This window comes from Leisingera sp., assembly GCF_982940295.1.
The window spans coordinates 36,016-53,201 of sequence record NZ_CEYXRG010000010.1; the positions used below are offsets into that span (position 1 = coordinate 36,016).

General features: G+C 63.8%; 18 protein-coding genes. All 18 read left to right on the forward strand.

The features are described from left to right. Positions 1-40: 40 nt before the first annotated feature. A complete protein-coding gene (locus AC4HIX_RS10980) occupies positions 41-1,471 on the forward strand; it encodes a Glu/Leu/Phe/Val family dehydrogenase (protein WP_490399012.1) in 1,431 nt (476 codons plus the stop codon). A gap of 282 nt (positions 1,472-1,753) precedes the next feature. After that, on the forward strand, positions 1,754-3,007 hold the full coding sequence (locus tag AC4HIX_RS10985; RefSeq protein ID WP_490399013.1) for a sarcosine oxidase subunit beta family protein: 1,254 nt from the start codon (positions 1,754-1,756) through the stop codon (positions 3,005-3,007). 66 nt (positions 3,008-3,073) lie between these two features. Beyond that, positions 3,074-3,343: a sarcosine oxidase subunit delta gene (locus AC4HIX_RS10990; protein WP_490399014.1), complete on the forward strand. Its 270-nt coding sequence runs from the start codon at positions 3,074-3,076 to the stop codon at positions 3,341-3,343. Continuing rightward, positions 3,340-6,285, forward strand: a complete 2,946-nt coding sequence (locus tag AC4HIX_RS10995; RefSeq protein ID WP_490399015.1) for a sarcosine oxidase subunit alpha family protein — start codon at positions 3,340-3,342, stop codon at positions 6,283-6,285. Before AC4HIX_RS10990 ends, AC4HIX_RS10995 begins: the two co-directional genes overlap by 4 nt. Then, the gene (locus AC4HIX_RS11000; protein ID WP_490399016.1) at positions 6,278-6,823 is read left to right on the forward strand and encodes a sarcosine oxidase subunit gamma; all 546 of its coding nucleotides are present in this window, start codon (positions 6,278-6,280) and stop codon (positions 6,821-6,823) included. The genes AC4HIX_RS10995 and AC4HIX_RS11000 overlap by 8 nt, the downstream gene beginning before the upstream one ends. Positions 6,824-6,860: 37 nt before the next feature. Continuing rightward, positions 6,861-7,199 carry a hypothetical protein gene (locus AC4HIX_RS11005; protein ID WP_475046666.1) on the forward strand — a complete coding sequence of 113 codons (339 nt, stop codon included), beginning with the start codon at positions 6,861-6,863 and terminating at the stop codon, positions 7,197-7,199. A 1-nt stretch (position 7,200) separates the two neighbouring features. Continuing rightward, on the forward strand, positions 7,201-9,192 hold the full coding sequence (dnaG, locus tag AC4HIX_RS11010; protein ID WP_490399017.1) for a DNA primase: 1,992 nt from the start codon (positions 7,201-7,203) through the stop codon (positions 9,190-9,192). 132 nt (positions 9,193-9,324) lie between these two features. Continuing rightward, positions 9,325-11,313, forward strand: a complete 1,989-nt coding sequence (gene rpoD, locus AC4HIX_RS11015) for an RNA polymerase sigma factor RpoD (protein WP_475046663.1) — start codon at positions 9,325-9,327, stop codon at positions 11,311-11,313. A gap of 84 nt (positions 11,314-11,397) precedes the next feature. Then, on the forward strand, positions 11,398-12,009 hold the full coding sequence (locus AC4HIX_RS11020; protein WP_490399018.1) for a hypothetical protein: 612 nt from the start codon (positions 11,398-11,400) through the stop codon (positions 12,007-12,009). A gap of 33 nt (positions 12,010-12,042) precedes the next feature. Beyond that, entirely contained in the window at positions 12,043-12,471 is a 429-nt protein-coding gene (locus AC4HIX_RS11025; RefSeq protein ID WP_490399019.1) for a thiol-disulfide oxidoreductase DCC family protein, read from the forward strand. After that, on the forward strand, positions 12,468-13,013 hold the full coding sequence (locus AC4HIX_RS11030) for a DUF4166 domain-containing protein (protein ID WP_490399020.1): 546 nt from the start codon (positions 12,468-12,470) through the stop codon (positions 13,011-13,013). Before AC4HIX_RS11025 ends, AC4HIX_RS11030 begins: the two co-directional genes overlap by 4 nt. Before the next feature lie 83 nt (positions 13,014-13,096). Continuing rightward, positions 13,097-13,393: a hypothetical protein gene (locus AC4HIX_RS11035; protein WP_490399021.1), complete on the forward strand. Its 297-nt coding sequence runs from the start codon at positions 13,097-13,099 to the stop codon at positions 13,391-13,393. Positions 13,394-13,499: 106 nt separating this feature from the next. After that, positions 13,500-13,901 (forward strand): hypothetical protein, encoded by a 402-nt coding sequence (locus tag AC4HIX_RS11040; protein WP_490399022.1) that lies wholly within the window; start codon positions 13,500-13,502, stop codon positions 13,899-13,901. Between the two features lie 127 nt (positions 13,902-14,028). Then, complete coding sequence (locus tag AC4HIX_RS11045; RefSeq protein WP_490399023.1) at positions 14,029-14,439, forward strand: hypothetical protein; 411 nt, start codon at positions 14,029-14,031, stop codon at positions 14,437-14,439. 47 nt (positions 14,440-14,486) lie between these two features. Continuing rightward, a complete protein-coding gene (locus tag AC4HIX_RS11050; RefSeq protein ID WP_490399024.1) occupies positions 14,487-14,912 on the forward strand; it encodes a hypothetical protein in 426 nt (141 codons plus the stop codon). Positions 14,913-14,972: 60 nt separating this feature from the next. After that, on the forward strand, positions 14,973-15,389 hold the full coding sequence (locus AC4HIX_RS11055) for a secondary thiamine-phosphate synthase enzyme YjbQ (RefSeq protein WP_490399025.1): 417 nt from the start codon (positions 14,973-14,975) through the stop codon (positions 15,387-15,389). 123 nt (positions 15,390-15,512) lie between these two features. Then, positions 15,513-15,980 carry a transcriptional regulator NrdR gene (gene nrdR / locus AC4HIX_RS11060; RefSeq protein ID WP_027236911.1) on the forward strand — a complete coding sequence of 156 codons (468 nt, stop codon included), beginning with the start codon at positions 15,513-15,515 and terminating at the stop codon, positions 15,978-15,980. Continuing rightward, positions 15,980-17,077 carry a bifunctional diaminohydroxyphosphoribosylaminopyrimidine deaminase/5-amino-6-(5-phosphoribosylamino)uracil reductase RibD gene (gene ribD, locus AC4HIX_RS11065; protein ID WP_490399026.1) on the forward strand — a complete coding sequence of 366 codons (1,098 nt, stop codon included), beginning with the start codon at positions 15,980-15,982 and terminating at the stop codon, positions 17,075-17,077. The genes nrdR and ribD overlap by 1 nt, the downstream gene beginning before the upstream one ends. Positions 17,078-17,186 lie beyond the last annotated feature (109 nt).

The window sequence follows — 17,186 nt, forward strand, 5'->3', positions numbered from 1 at the left end:
TCGGCAGCGAGTCGATGTTTGAGCACGGAGAAGTTTTTAGATGAGCAGCCGCACAGAGCCGAGCTTCCGCGAAAGCGTGGACCTGATGTTTAACCGGGCCGTATCCCTGATGGATCTGCCGCCGGGGCTGGAGGAGAAGATAAGAGTTTGCAACGCGACCTACACGGTGCGGTTCGGGGTGCGCCTGCGCGGCGCCATGCATACCTTTACCGGCTACCGTTCGGTCCATTCAGAACATATGGAACCCGTGAAGGGCGGCATCCGCTATGCCACCGGCGTGAACCAGGATGAGGTCGAAGCGCTGGCGGCGCTGATGACTTACAAATGCGCCCTGGTTGAGGCGCCGTTCGGCGGCTCCAAGGGGGGCTTGTGCATCGACCCGCGCGAGTATGACGAGCATGAGCTGGAGCTGATCACCCGCCGTTTTGCCTATGAACTGGCAAAGCGCGACCTGATCAACCCGTCCCAGAACGTGCCCGCGCCCGACATGGGCACCGGCGAGCGCGAGATGGCCTGGATTGCAGACCAGTACGCGCGGATGAACACTACCGACATCAACGCCAAGGCCTGTGTCACCGGCAAGCCGTTGAATGCCGGCGGCATCTCGGGCCGGGTCGAGGCGACGGGGCGCGGGGTGCAATATGCCCTGCGCGAGTTCTTCCGCTACGAAGAGGACAAGGCTGCCGCCGGCCTGTCGGGCAAGCTGGACGGCAAACGCATCATTGTTCAGGGGCTGGGCAACGTGGGCTTTCACGCGGCCAAGTTCCTGGCCGAGGAAGATGGCGCGCTGATCACCGGCATCATCGAGCGCGATGGCGGGCTTTACAGCGCTGACGGCCTGGACGTGGAGGCGGTGCGCAACTGGATCGTCAAGCACGATGGGGTGTCCGGTTATCCCGACGCGCAGTTCGTCGAGAACGGCTCGCTGCTGCTGGAGGAAGAATGCGACGTTCTGATCCCAGCCGCGCTGGAAGGGGTGATCAACCTGGAAAACGCCGAGCGCGTCAAGGCACCGCTGATCATCGAGGCCGCGAATGGCCCGGTGACCGCCGGCGCGGATGAGGTCCTGCGCAAGAAGGGCACGGTGATCATCCCGGATATGTATGCCAACGCAGGCGGTGTGACGGTATCCTATTTCGAGTGGGTCAAGAACCTCAGCCATATCCGCTTCGGGCGGATGCAGCGCCGTCAGGAAGAAGCGCGCCACCAGCTTGTCATCGACGAGCTGCAGCGGCTGGATGACGTGATGGGAGATACCTGGTCAATGTCGCCGAACTTCAAAGACAAGTACCTGCGCGGCGCGGACGAACTGGAGCTGGTGCGTTCCGGCCTCGATGACACTATGCGGGTGGCTTATCAGTCGATGCGGGAAGTCTGGCACAGCCGCGATGATGTGACGGACCTGCGCACCGCCGCCTATCTGGTGTCGATCGACAAAGTCGCCAAGAGCTATCACGCTAAGGGGCTTTGACGGGCCGCACGAGCGGACCGCGAGGCCAATAAACAGCACCGGGGCGGAGGGGAAACTCTCCGCCCCGTTCTTTTTGCCGTCGGCACCATATACGTCATCAACGGTCGCAATTAATACTAGACACAAGTGATTAGTTCATGTGATTTCCAGCAGAGCCGTGCTGATGTGCCGCAAATCGAGCGTTTGGGCTAGGAGCAGCAAGCGAAAGCAGGTAGCAATGCCGCAAGGCCCGGGCCAGCAATTTTCCGGGTGCGGACAAGTGATTTGACGGGGAGGGACGACATGCGGTTTTCGGGCTGGCGTGTGCTCCGGGAGGGGCTCACCGGAAACAAGGGGTGGGCACCCCATTGGCGGGACCCTGAGCCCAAATCCGAATATGACGTGGTGATCATTGGCGGCGGCGGCCACGGGCTGGCAACGGCCTATTACCTGGCCAAGGAACATGGCATCACCAATGTCGCGGTGCTGGAGAAAGGCTACCTGGGCGGCGGCAACGTGGGGCGCAACACCACCATCGTGCGGGCCAACTATTACCTGCCGGGCAACTCCGAGTTCTATTCCCATTCGCTGAAGCTGTGGGAAACCATGGAGCAGGACCTGAACTACAACGCGATGATGTCACAGCGCGGTATCATCAACCTGTTCCACAATGACGGCCAGCGCGATGCGGCGGTGCGCCGTGGCAATTCCATCGTCAACCAGGGCGATGATGCGGAACTGCTGAGCCGTGAGCAGGTGCGCGGGTTGGCGCCTTTCCTCAACTTCGACAACAACCGCTTTCCGATCATGGGCGGGCTGATGCAGCGCCGTGCCGGGACCGCGCGGCATGACGCGGTGGCCTGGGGTTATGCCCGCGGGGCTGACATGCGCGGCGTTGATCTGATCCAGAACTGCGAAGTGACCGGCATTGACGTCGAAAACGGCAAGGTCGTGGGTGTGCAGACCGCGCGCGGCCCGATCCGTGCCAAGAAAGTGGCGCTGGCTGCGGCGGGCCGTTCCGGCCAAGTGGCGGCGATGGCGGGGCTTACTCTGCCTATCGAAAGCCATGTGCTGCAGGCCTTTGTCTCCGAAGGGCTGAAGCCCATCGTCGACCACGTGATCACCTTTGCCGAGGGGCATCTGTACATCAGCCAGTCGGACAAGGGCGGGCTGGTCTTTGGCAGCTATCTGGATTTCTACAGCTCCTACGCGGCGCGGGGGAACCTGCCGATGGTGGAGCACACGATGGAGAGTTTCGTGGCAATGGTGCCGGCGGTCAGCAAGGCGCGTCTACTGCGCAGCTGGGGCGGCATCATGGACATGACCCCGGACGGCTCCCCGATCATCGACCATTCGCCGATCGACGGCCTCTATCTGAACTGCGGCTGGTGTTACGGCGGGTTCAAGGCGACGCCGGGCTCGGGCAGCGTTTACGCGCATCTGATCGCCACGGACCGCCCGCATAGGGCGGCCACGAAATTCAAGCTCGACCGCTTCCGCAGCGGCATTGGCCTGATGGACGAGGAGGGGACCGGTGCGCAGCATAACCTGCACTAAGCGTTTGGAGCGCGCCGGGTTTGCCTCCGGCGGGAGTATTTTCAAAAAGATGAAGGGGCGCCGGTCATGAGGATCACCTGTCCGCTCTGCGGTGAAAGGGACCGCCGCGAATTCTATTACAAAGGTGCCGCGCTGGTACGTCCGGCGGAGGGCGCGGGTCTGGATGCCTGGCATGAATATGTGAACCTGCGTGAGAACCCAGCCGGGCCGCTGGATGAGCTTTGGTATCACGAGATGGGCTGCAATTCCTGGCTGAAGGTGACCCGCGATACCGCGACCCACGAGATTTTGGCTGTTGAACTGGCTTCCGGGGCCGGGCTGGGAGGTGAAAAATGAGACTTCCCGGAAAAGGACTGAACCAGGGCGCAAAGCCGGTCACCTTTGCCTTCAACGGGCGCCACATGATGGGGCTGGAGGGTGATACGCTGGCCTCAGCGCTGCTGGCCAATGATGTGCACCTGGTGGGGCGGTCGTTCAAGTACCACCGCCCGCGCGGGGTGCTGACCGCGGGCAGCGAGGAGCCGAACGCGCTGGTAACGATCGGCACCGGCGGCCAGCAGGACCCGAATGTGCGCGCGACCCAGCAGGAGGTATTCGAGGGGCTGGAGGCGCGCAGCCAGAATTGCTGGCCCTCGGTCGAGCGCGACGTGATGGCGTTGAACGATCTGGCGGCGCCGTTCTTTGGCGCGGGGTTTTATTACAAGACCTTCATGTGGCCCGCGGCCTTCTGGGAGAAGGTCTATGAGCCGCTGATCCGCAATGCGGCGGGGCTGGGCGCCTTGTCCGGCGTGGCGGATCAGGACCGGTATGAGAAGGCCTTTGCCTTCTGCGACGTGCTGGTGATCGGATCCGGACCTGCGGGTCTGATGGCGGCGCTGAAGGCAGGCAGGGCCGGAGCGGATGTGATCCTGGCCGAAGAAGACAGCCGCATGGGCGGCCGCCTGCTGGCGGAGCGCGAGGAGATCGGCGGCAAACCGGGCCATGAGTGGGCGGCCGAAGTTCTGGCCGAGCTGGAGACGATGGACAATGTGCGGCTGATGACCCGCACCGCCGTCACCGGCGCTTATGACCAGGGCACTTATGGCGCGCTGGAGCGGGTCTCGCACCACTTGCCGCGCCGCCATTCGCTGAAGGGCAGCCATCTGCCGCGCGAATGCTTCTGGCGGATTGCCGCCAAGCACGCGGTGCTGGCGGCGGGCGCGATCGAGCGTCCGGTGGCGTTCCGCAACAACGACCGGCCCGGCATCATGATGGCGGGCGCCGTGCGTGCCTATCTGAACCGCTGGGGCGTGGCGCCGGGCGAGCGGGTCACCGTCTTTGCCAACAATGATCAGGCCCACCGCACCGCGCGAGACTTGCATGACGCGGGCGTGCATATCGCGGCGGTGATCGACAGCCGCCATGACGCGCCCGACAGCGGTCCCTATCAGGTGATCCGCGGCGCGCAGGTTTGCGACAGCGCAGGCCGTCAGCGGATCGAAAGCATCACCGTACGCTCGGTCAAGGGCGAGGAGAAGATCCAGACCGACTGCCTGGCGATTTCCGGCGGCTGGAACCCTTCGGTGCATCTGACCTGCCATCTGAACAGCCGTCCTGCGTGGAACCGCGAGGCGCTGGCCTTTGTGCCCGCCGAGGGCGCAGTGCCGGGCATGGTCGCCGCAGGGGCCTGTAACGGCACCTTCTCCACAGCAGGCGCATTGCGCGAAGGTGCGGAGGCTGCTGGCAAGGTGCTGGAGGCGCTCGGCCTGAAAACCGCCGCCGCCGATCTGCCGGAGGCGGAGGACGATCCCTACCGCATCGCGGCGCTTTGGGCGGTGCCGGGCAAGGGGCGCGCCTGGCTCGATTTCCAGAACGACGTGACCGTGAAGGATGTGAAGCAGGCGGCGGTGGAGAACTTCCGCTCTGTCGAGCACATGAAACGCTACACCACCCAAGGCATGGCGACCGATCAGGGAAAGAATTCCAACGTGGCGGCGCTGGCGGTGCTGGCGGATGCCACCGGGCGGACAATCCCGGAGACCGGCACCACCACCTTCCGTCCGCCGTTTGTGCCGGTGTCCATCGGCGCGATGGGGGCAGGGGCCACGGACGAGGGCTTCAAGCCGCAGCGCTTTCTGACCTCGCACGCCGAGAGCGAGGCGTGCGGGGCGCATCAGCTGGAGGTCGGCCTGTGGTACCGCGCGGCCTATTACCCGAAGACGGGCGAAACCAATTGGCGCCAGTCCTGCGACCGCGAGGTCACCCTGGTGCGCAATGCGGTGGGGATCTGCGATGTCTCCACCCTGGGCAAGATCGACATCCAGGGTGCGGATGCGGGCAAGTTCCTGGACTTCCTCTACACCAACACCTTCAGCACGCTGAAGGTGGGCAAGGTCCGCTATGGGCTGATGCTGCGCGAGGATGGCTTTGTCATGGACGACGGCACCACCGCGCGGCTGGGCGAGAACCATTTCGTGATGACCACTACCACCGCTGCCGCAGGGCAGGTGATGGCGCATATGGAGTTCGTTTCCCAGGTTCTCCACCCGGAATGGGACGTGCGCTTTACCTCGGTGACCGAGCAATGGGCGCAGTTTGCCGTCGCCGGTCCCAAGTCGCAGGAGCTGCTCGACGGGCTCTTGGACGAGGATGTGAACGGCGAGACCTGGCCCTTCATGGGCTGCGGCGAGGCAACCGTTCTGGGTGTCAAGGGACGGCTGTTCCGGATCTCCTTCTCGGGCGAGCATGCCTATGAAGTCGCGGTGCCCGCGCGTTATGGTGAGGCCCTGTTCCGCGAGCTGCTGAAGCGGGCCGAAGCCATCGGCGGCGGGGCCTATGGAATGGAGGCGCTCAATGTGCTGCGGATCGAGAAGGGCCTGATTACCCACGCCGAGATCAACGGCACCGTGACCGCCTTTGACCTGGGCCTGCAGGGTATGATGTCCAAGAAGAAGGATTTCCTGGGCAAAGCGATGTCCGCTCGCGAAGGCCTGGTGGCCGAGGACCGGATGCGTCTGGTGGGCCTCAAGCCTGTGGGTGCGGCCAAGGAAATCACCGCAGGTGCGCATCTGTTCACGCCGGGCGATCCGGTCGAGCGGATTTACGACCAGGGCTATGTTACTTCCGCTGGTTATTCGCCGGCGCTGGGGCATCCGATTGGACTGGCTTTCCTGAAAGAGGGCCCGGAGCGGATCGGTGAAACCGTGCGCCTGGTCGACCATATGCGCGGCGTTGATACCCTGTGCGAGGTCGTTTCCCTTGTGTTCATTGACCCGGAAGGAGAACGTGCCCGTGGCTGACTTGATTGCAAAAAGCCCCTGTGAGGGGCTGCTGCCGGCAACCATCGGCGGTATGAGCCTGACTGAGGAACAGCCTGGTGCGATGTGGGCCTTGGCGCCCTTCGACGGCCAGAAACAGGCGCTGAGCCAAGCGCTGGAGGCGGCCCATGGAATGGCGTTTCCGGCAGCAAACCGCGCCACCGGCAAGGCAGGCAGCCGGGCTGTCTGGTTCGGCCGGGACGTGGCGCTGCTGATGGGGCCTGCGCCCGACGCCGGGCTGGCAAAGCACGCCGCCCTGACGGACCAGGGCGATGCCTGGGCCGTGGTCAAGCTGGACGGCGCGGGCGCAGAGGATGTGCTGGCGCGGCTGGTTCCGGTGGACTTGCGCGGGGCAGTCTTCAAGCGCGGCCATACCGTTCGGACGGAACTCAAGCACATGATGGCCTCGGTGACCCGTACCGGCCCGCAGGCGTTTCAGATCATGGTGTTCCGCTCGATGGCGAAGACGCTTGTGCATGATTTGAAAACAGCCATGGAAGCCGTCGCGGCGCGGGGGTAATCTTCGGGGATCACCAACTGATTCCCGGAGCGCATCTATGATCCGCATCGCCCTTGCAGCCGCCTTGCTGGCGGCTCCGGCCTATGCTTCTGAAAGCAAAGAACAAAGCTGCAAATACCAAGGCCAGGTTATGGCCGCAGTGCAGCAGGCGCGGCTGGACCGGGTGAAGCAGCAAGAAGTGGAACAGGTGATTCTGGGCAGCAATCCGGAATGGCCTGAGGCCTATTCCAAAGCGATCCCGCAGCTGACAAGCCATGTCTACGCGATGAAGCGGCGCGATCTGAAAGGCACCGACCTCGGCGCGCTGTTCGAACAGCAGTGCCTGCAGAACTGGGATCAGATTCAGGCGATGCAGAAACAGCTGAAGTCGAACTGATATGTCCCTGCCGCCCGGCTTTCTGGATGAACTGCGCACCCGCATCAGTATTTCTGATGTTGTCGGGCGCAAAGTCATGTGGGACCAGCGCAAGTCGCAGCCTGGCAAAGGCGACTATTGGGGGCCGTGCCCCTTCCACCACGAGAAGACTGCGTCGTTCCACGTGGAGGACCGCAAAGGGTTCTATTACTGCTTCGGCTGCCACGCCAAAGGCGACGCGCTGAAGTTTGTTCAGGAAACCGAGAACGTCGGTTTCATGGAAGCGGTGGAGATCCTGGCGGGCGAAGCGGGCATGGAGATGCCCAAGCGCGACCCGCGCGCACAGGAAAAGCAGGACCGCCGCGCGCTGCTGGCCGATGTGATGGAGCAGGCGGTGCAATTCTTCCGCCTGCAGCTGAAAACCAACGCCGCCCGCGATGCCCGCGCCTATCTGCAGCGCCGCGGGCTCACAGCGCAGGCGCTGGACCGCTGGGAAATCGGCTTTGCCCCCGATGGCTGGCAGAACCTGTGGGACGCGCTGCGCGGCAAGAACGTTCCCGAAGACCTGATCATCGGCGCGGGCCTGGCCAAGCCTTCGACTAAGGGCGGCAAGCCGTATGACACCTTCCGCAACCGGATCATGTTCCCGATCCGCGATGCGCGGGGCCGGGCGATTGCCTTTGGCGGCCGGGCGATGGACCCGAACGACAACGCCAAGTACCTGAACTCGCCCGAGACCGAACTGTTCGACAAGGGCCGCAGCCTGTACAACCACGGCCCCGCACGGGCGGCCTCCGGGCGCGGCTCGACGCTTATCGTGGCCGAAGGCTATATGGACGTGATTGCGCTGGCGGAGGGAGGCTTCCAATCCTCCGTGGCGCCGCTGGGCACTGCGATCACCGAAAATCAGCTGCAGATGCTGTGGCGGATGTCAGATGAGCCGGTCATCGCGCTGGACGGCGATACAGCGGGCCTCCGCGCCGCCATGCGGCTGATCGACCTGGCACTGCCGCTGCTGGAGGCTGGCAAGTCCCTGCGCTTTGCGATCATGCCTGAGGGTAAGGACCCCGACGACATGATCCGCAGTGAGGGACCAGAGGCGGTGCAGGCGGTGCTGGATCAAGCCATGCCGATGGTCAAGCTGCTGTGGCAGCGCGAGACTGAAGGAAAAGTTTTCGACAGCCCGGAGCGCAAGGCGGCGCTCGACAAGAGCTTGCGCGAGAAGATCAAGCTGATCCGCGACCCGTCGATCCGCAAGCATTACGGCGAAGACGTCAAGGAAATGCGCTGGCAGCTGTTCCGCGGGGGACGCGACAGCGGAGGTTTCCAGCAGCGCAGCGGCAAGGGCGGCGGTTTCCGGGATGGTTCCCGGGCGCCCTGGAAGCCCGGCAAGGGCTTTGGCCCGATCCCGCAGCCGCGTGCAACCACCCGGGCCTCGCTGGTGGCAGGCGCCGATGATGAATCCTTTGCGGCGATGCGGGAGGCAGTGATCCTGGCCACGGCCATCACAACGCCTGCGGTGATCCCGGAATTTGAGACCAGTCTGGAGCGTTTGCAATGCGCCGATCCGGACTTGGCGGCGCTGCGCGACATGGTGCTGCGCCACGGCATCGACGCGCCTGACCGCCTGCGCGAGGAAATCGACTGGGCTTTGGGGCCTCATGCCCTTGAAAACCTGTTTGGCCTTCGCCACGTTGCAATCATCCCCTGCCTGCGCAAACCCGGCGACACCGAACTGGCCGGCATGACCCTGGCCGAGGAGCTCGCAAAACTCGAAGCGCGGCGCGGATTGGATGCGGAACTGGCAGAAGCCGAAGAGGATTTGGACGGTCTGGCGGATGAGGCTTTGACCTGGCGGCTGCGCCAGGCGGCAGAGGCCAGGAACAAGGCCGTGCGCAGCGAAAATGAGGACAAGGCGACATATGACGTGGGCAAGAATGGCGCGCGGCTCAACCGGGATGAGCGCGACGCCTTCGGTGCCCTTTTGGACCGGATCGGCTTTTCTGAGAAGTAACACACGGACTGATTCTGCGTTTTGCTAAGGAAGAGCACAGGAAAATTGGGTAAACGGGGTGACGAATCGGATGATCGCGCTAATGATTCGCGTGATTCGAAACGCCCCGCAGCCCCTGAGTAGGAGCAATGAATGGCCGCCAAAGACACCGACGACCGCAAACCTGACGATCAGGACGCCGAAATCTCCCTTGATATGAGCCAGGCTCAGGTCAAGAAGATGATCGCGGAAGCCCGCGAGAAAGGCTACATCACCTACGATCAGCTCAATCAGGTTCTGCCGCCGGATCAGGTCAGCTCGGAACAGATCGAAGACGTGATGTCGATGCTCAGCGAGATGGGCATCAATATCATCGAGGACGAAGAGGCCGAGGAAGAGGAAAACAAGGGCACCACCGACCTTGTGACCACCGAAGGCCCGCGTGAGGTTGCGCTGGCAGGCGCCCAGACCGAAAAGCTGGACCGCACCGACGACCCGGTGCGCATGTACCTGCGCGAGATGGGCTCGGTCGAGCTGCTGAGCCGCGAAGGCGAGATCGCGATTGCCAAGCGCATCGAGGCGGGCCGCAACACGATGATCGCGGGCCTGTGCGAAAGCCCGTTGACCTTCCAGGCGATCACCATCTGGCACGACGAACTTCTGTCCGAGGACATTCTCCTGCGCGACGTCATCGACCTGGAGGCCACCTTTGGCAACCAGCTGGACGAGGACGGCGAGGAGGAGACACCGGTGGTCGATCCTTCCGCGGTGCAGGCCGCCGCCAAGCCGGCCAAGGAGGAAGGCCCGGAGCTGGATGCCGACGGCAACCCGATTTCCAGTGACGACGACGACGACGAGGACGAACAGGCCAACATGTCGCTCGCCGCGATGGAGGCCGCGCTCAAGGACCGGGTGCTGACCACGCTGGAGCGGATTTCCACCGACTTCGCCGAACTCAGCGAAATGCAGGACAGCCGGATTTCCGCAACCCTCAACGAAGACGGCTCCTTCAGCTCGGAAGACGAGGCGCGCTACCAGTCGCTGCGCTCCGAGATCGTCGAGCTGGTGAACGGGCTGCACCTTCACAACAACCGGATCGAGGCGCTGATCGACCAGCTTTATGGCATCAACCGCCGCGTCATGCAGATCGACAGCTCGATGGTGAAACTGGCCGACCAGGCCCGCATCAACCGCCGCGAGTTCATTGACGCCTACCGCGGCCGCGAGCTGGATCCGAACTGGCTGGCGGAAATGGGCGAAAAGCCGGGCCGCGGCTGGCAGATGTTCATCGAACGCTCCACCGACAAGGTGGAAGAACTGCGCGCTGACATGGCTCAGGTGGGCCAGTATGTCGGTCTGGATATCTCCGAATTCCGCCGCATCGTGCAGCAGGTTCAGAAGGGTGAGAAAGAGGCGCGGCAGGCCAAGAAGGAAATGGTCGAGGCCAACCTCCGCCTGGTGATCTCGATCGCCAAGAAATACACCAACCGCGGCCTGCAGTTCCTGGACCTGATCCAGGAGGGCAACATCGGTCTGATGAAGGCGGTCGACAAGTTCGAATACCGCCGCGGCTACAAGTTCTCGACCTATGCGACCTGGTGGATCCGCCAGGCCATCACCCGCTCGATTGCGGATCAGGCCCGCACCATCCGGATCCCGGTCCACATGATCGAGACCATCAACAAGCTGGTCCGCACCGGCCGCCAGATGCTGCACGAGATCGGCCGCGAGCCGACCCCGGAGGAACTGGCAGACAAGCTGCAGATGCCGCTGGAGAAGGTCCGCAAGGTGATGAAGATCGCCAAGGAGCCGATCTCTCTGGAGACCCCGATCGGGGACGAGGAAGACTCGCAGCTGGGCGATTTCATCGAGGACAAGAATGCCGTGCTGCCGCTCGACAGCGCCATTCAGGAAAACCTCAAGGAAACCACCACCCGCGTTCTGGCCTCGCTCACCCCGCGCGAGGAGCGGGTCCTGCGGATGCGGTTCGGCATCGGCATGAACACCGACCACACCCTTGAGGAAGTCGGCCAGCAATTCAGCGTGACCCGCGAACGGATCCGCCAGATTGAGGCCAAGGCGCTCAGGAAACTGAAGCACCCCAGCCGCAGCCGCAAGCTGCGCAGCTTCCTGGATCAGTAAGTTGAGAGGCGCCCTAGTGGGCGCCTTTTTCTTGCCGGATTGACCTGTATTCTGCGTGGCATTTCAGCCTGGGAATTTCAGATCATGTTGTTCAGATTCGTATGTGCCGTATTGGCAGCCAACACAGTTTCCGCGCGGGCAGAAGCACCCGATTTCCACCAGATTCCATTTCTCTCGGAAGCCGCCAGCGCTGCTATTCATAGAGACTATGAGCGGGTTCGCTGTAAGCAAACCTATTTGGTCGCGGTGTCTCCAAACGGCCATTGGGCGTCCCGTTGCAGCGGCAATAAGCTGTCCTCCACAATTACCAGCGCCGTGCTGCAAAAATGCGAGCACAGTGCCGGCCAGCCTTGCGGGCTGGCGATAGCAAAGGGGCGGAATCTGCCTGAATGGCGAGCCGTGCCCTCCGTGGTTTATGCAGACACGGTCAGTCCTGAAACCATCCCTTTTGTGGCAGACCTTCGAAGCCGGGATGTGGTTGCCCGCTACACTGCAGCCCGGAGAAACAAGGCTCTGGCATTGAGCCGGAACGGTGCTTGGGCGTATGCGTCCGGGCGGCTGACAATGCGTGAGGCAGAACAGGCCGCGCTTAGAAAATGTGAAGAAAATGATGGTAACAGGAGGCGGTGCTTCTTGTACGCTTCCGGTAGCGAGGTGGTGTTTGGGCCAGATACGGACATCTATCCTGAGCGCTGATCAAAGCTGGAGTAAAATTGGAAAGGCTGTTTGATGCCCGCCGGTGATCCGCGCCAAAACCTCATCGTCTTCGACGGCGAATGCGTGCTGTGTTCCGGCTTCTTCCGATTCATGCTCCGCCATGACCGGGCAGGGCGGTTCGCCTTTGCCACAGCACAATCGCCGCTGGGGCAGCAGCTTTACCGCGAACACGGGCTGCCCGTCGACGAGTTCGAGACCAACCTGGTGATCGTCGGCGGCCGCTGCCACCAGCGGCTTGATGCCTTTGCCGCGGCGATGCGGGCGCTGCCCTGGCCGTGGCCAGTGCTGTCGCTGTGCCGGTTTCTGCCGGGATGGCTGAAGGACCCGCTCTATTTCAGCATCGCGCGCAACCGCTACCGGCTGTTCGGCCGCTATGACCGCTGCATGATCCCCAGCCCGGCGATCCGCGCCCGCTTTGCCGCCGGGGGCTTCGGGGCATGAGGGACGCCTTTGGCGAGATCATCGCGGCGCAGAAGCTTGAGGTGCCGCCAGCCCTGCTGCGGTTCCATGCGCAGCCGCCGGAGCGCAGCCAGGGCCTTGTCACGGTCGAGGGTGGAAACCGCTGGGCGCGGCTGCTGGCCGGGCTGGCCGGCTTCCCGCCGCCGATGCCCCGGACCCGGTTCCGGCTGGACGTCGCGCCGCAGGGCAAGGGCCATGTGTGGCAGCGCAGCTTCGGCAAGCACCAGACCCGCTCGCGCCTGCGGTTTGATCCGCAAAAGGGGCGCGCCGTGGAGCGCTTCGGGCCAGTGGAGCTGGAGCTGGTGGCCTCGGTGCAGCAAGGTGCGCTGGTGGTAACGGTCGAGACGGCACGGCTATTCGGCCTGCCGCTGCCCCGGGCCCTGTGCCCGCAAAGTGCGTCGATGGAGTTTGAAACGCCTGAGGGGCATCTGGGCTTCGACATCTCCGCCAGCCTGCCGCGGATCGGCTTGCTGGTGCGCTACCGCGGCCATCTCGAGTTGCCGGAGCTGGACGTGCGCCGTTAACCATTTGCTAACCCTGGCATTGTCCCACCAAGGGCAGGCGCCTAAAATCGCAGCTGTCGCCTATGGTCTTCCGGGGGAAGGGGATGTCTGCACATACCGATATGAACGAGGCGCTTGCGGCGCTGACGGACAAGCTGAGCTCGCTCAACGATCTGGTGGCGGCCAATCATTTCATGGTCGAGGCGCTGGCGCAGCAGGGGGAAACGCTGCAGCACTTGGACGCCACCGGCTCCAAGGACATGCTGCGCCGCCAGGCACGGGCCAGGTTCCACCCGGAAACCGGAACTGCGCCCAACGCGGCGGTGCTGGCCATCCTGGAGGAGGTGCTGGGCCGCCAGCCGCAAAGCGCAGAGATCATCCCGTTCCCGGTGCGGGCCTGACGCCAGCCTTCACACATCTGCGAGAGCAGGCGGCGTTGCCCGCAAGCGGCACTTGGAGTGCCAGCCGCCAGTCCCTATGTTGGCCGCAGCAAAGGGATAATTCCGGATGAAAAACTTCATTTGCGCGCTTGGCCTGGCCTGTCTCGGCGCAGTTCCTGCTGTTGCAGAACCTTTCATTGCTAACCGGGGCGTGCGGGTGCTGCCGGTCGACAGCATCGTCTACGAAGTGGTGCCGGGCAGATCCGGCGGCACTTGGGATTACTGGTGCGCCGCCGCCCAATACGCCCGCCGGGAACTGGGTGCAAACTGGACCGACCGTTTTTACGTTGTGCGCGGACGGGACATGAGCGTCACCACCGGCCGCCGCTCGTCGGTGCAGTTCACCCTGTACCCGGAGCGTGCGGGCGTCATTCCTAAGATCGGCTGGCTGTCGCTTGGCTTCCGCCCGGGTGAGAGCATGTCCGTACAGCAGGGCTATGGCTATTGCGTGCAGGCGTCGGGCCTGTAACGCAGGCTGCAGGCCTGCCACCGCACGGCAGTGTGACTGGCTTGTGTTCTGAATATTCTTACCCTTGAGAGAGAACCGCCCAGCCGCACGGCCAGGCGGGCAACTTTCAGACCGAAGGGAAGACAGCATGAAACCAGTTTCCGCCGCCACAGTCCTTGCCGCGTCCTTGGTGCTGGCGCTCCCCGATGTTTCCGCCGCCAACGCCAGCCGCCACAGCATCCGGGTCAATCCGGTGTCCGACGGCGTGTTCGAAGTCATCGCCCGGACCGGCAACGGCTACCTGTTCTGGTGCGGTGCCGCGGACCATGTCCAGCGTGTGCTGGGGCGGCCTTGGAGCAGCAAGCTGCATATCTATCGCGGCCTGGGCCCCAGCGAAACAACCGGGCGCCGCTCCGCCGTGCAGTTCACGCTGGACGCCAATCTGGCGGCTGCTGCACCGGCTGACGGCTACAAATCTGTCAACAGCCTGCAAGCTGGTGATACAATGAGCGTTGAGAGGGCCCACGAGTATTGCTTCGTTCCGTTTGGCCGGCCCTGAAACCAGATTGATCCGCGGCCTTTCCGGCGGCGGGGAAGGGGATTGAAATGACCTGCAAAAAACTGTGGTTGCCCGGGCTGCTGGCATTGGTTCTTGCTATTCCGGTGCCGGCATCCGCCTGGCGGGCAATCAACCGCAATGAGGTTCTGCCCGTCTCCCAAGGGGTTTGGGAGGTGGTGGCCCGCAGCCGGTCGGGCGCACAGGACTACTGGTGCAGCATCGCCGACTTTGCCATCCGCCAGCTGCGGGCGCCGGCGAACCAGCGGATTTACGTCTGGCGCGGGGAGGGGCCGTCGGTCAACCGTCCGGGACGCAAGGCGGTGCAATTCGCCTTTGGCCTGCCGCCGGGTGTGCCGGACCGGTCGGGCAGCCTGACGCTGAATGTGCGCGAAGCGGGCGACAGCCTGCGGGTGACATCTGCGCAGAACTACTGCTATGACCGGCTGCCCGGCCGCGAGCCCTGGCTGCGCTGACCGGGGAATTTGCGCGGCGCATCAGTTGCCTGCCGGGCCGGTTTCCGCCAAAAATGCCCCATGCATCACGAATTCACCATACCGACGCGCGGGCAGGGCCTTTATGAATTCACCGATGGGGTGCGGTCCTGGGTGGCCGCCAGCGGCCTGCGGGACGGGCTGCTGACCCTGTTCGTCCGCCACACCTCCTGCTCGCTGCTGATCCAGGAAAATGCCGACCCGGAGGTGCAGACCGATCTGCGCGCCTTTTTCGCCAGGCTGGTGCCGCCGTCGAACCATCCCTCGATGTCCTATCTGCGCCACACCTATGAGGGCCCGGACGATATGCCAGCCCATATCAAGGCGGCTATGATGCCGGTAAGTCTGTCGGTCCCGGTGGCGGACGGAGCGCCTGTGCTGGGCACCTGGCAGGGTATTTATCTGTTTGAACACCGCGATGCTCCGCATCAGCGCAGGGTGTCGGCGCACCTTGCGTAAACCTCTTTATCTAGCGGCGGGAAATCACCTCTACCCAAATTCTGGAGGGTAGCCTATAGTTGTGGATAACCGGGCCGATCCCGGCACTAACAATCAGGCTGACAGGATTGAGGAAGCAGGCGGATGCGCTGCCCATTTTGCGGAAATATCGACACTCAGGTCAAGGATTCACGCCCCGCCGAAGATCATGTTTCGATCCGGAGGCGCCGGTTTTGCCCGGCCTGCGGCGGCCGGTTCACGACCTATGAGCGGGTGCAGCTGCGCGACCTGGTGGTGATCAAGTCCAATGGCAAGCGTGAGGATTTCGACCGCGACAAGCTGGAGCGCTCTATCCGCATCTCAATGCAGAAACGCCCGATTGAGCCGGAGCGCATTGACCAGATGATCTCTGGCATTGTGCGGCGGCTGGAAAGCATGGGGGAGACCGACATACCCTCCAAGAAGATCGGCGAGATCGTGATGGAGGCGCTGGCCCGGATCGACACCGTGGCTTATGTGCGATTTGCCAGTGTTTACAAGAACTTCCAGGCAGCGGATGATTTCGAGGATTTTGTCCACGAGCTGCGCCCGCCGGTGGCGCCGGAAGAATAATGGACACTGATCACCGTTTCATGGCGCTGGCGCTGTCTCTGGGCCGGCGCGGCCAGGGCAATTGCTGGCCAAACCCGGCTGTCGGCTGTGTCATCGTGCAGGGCGACCGCGTGGTCGGGCGCGGCTGGACCAAGCCGGGCGGCCGCCCGCATGCGGAAACCGAAGCGCTGGCGCAGGCTGGTGAAGCCGCCCGCGGCGCCACCGCCTATGTCACTCTTGAACCTTGCGCCCATCAGGGCGAAACCCCGCCTTGCGCCCAGGCATTGATCAATGCCGGGGTGAAACGGGTTGTGGCCGCGATCGGGGACAGTGATCCGCGGGTCTCCGGCCAGGGCATCCGGATGCTGCGGGATGCCGGTATCAGAGTGGATACAGGCGTTTGGGGCGCGCAGGCGGCGCGCGACCATGCAGGGTTCTTTCTGAAGACCGAGCAGGGCCGTCCGCTGGTGACGCTGAAACTGGCCAGCAGCTTTGACGGCCGCATTGCCACCGGATCGGGGCAAAGCAAGTGGATCACCGGGCCGGAGGCACGCCGCGTTGTGCATGCGATGCGCGCCCGCCACGATGCGGTGATGGTCGGCGGCGGTACAGCGCGCGCGGATGATCCCTCGCTGACGGTGCGTGATCTGGGGGTCGAGCAGCAGCCTGTGCGGGTGGTGATCTCGCGCCACCTGGACCTGCCGCTGATGGGCCAGTTGGCACGCACCGCAAAACAGGTGCCGGTTTGGCTTTGCCACGGCCATGGCGCCGACCATGAGCGTATTCAGGCCTGGGAAGGGTTGGGCGCCAAGCTGATCCCCTGCGCCTCGCACGGGGTGCAGCTGGATGCGGGCGATGTGCTGCAGCAGCTGGGGCAGGCGGGGCTGACCCGTGTGTTCTGCGAGGGCGGCAGCGCTTTGGCGGCCTCGCTCCTGGCATTTGACCTGGTGGACGAGCTGATCGGTTTCACTGCCGGTCTGGGGATCGGTGCCGAGGGGCTGCCCTCAATCGGCGCCTTGGGTATCGGCCGCCTGGACGAGGCCCCCCGGTTCGAGCTGGTGGAAACCCGCCCGGTCGGACGTGACATTCTGCACCGCTGGACCCGCGCGCTGCGCTGACTTTCTGCTGTTTTTCTGACAGGCGGGCTCTCCCGCCCGTCGCCGGAGCATTACCATGCTCCGCTCCCGTTGGGCGTGGGCCCCCCCCCATCGCCCGGGCCCCCCCCCC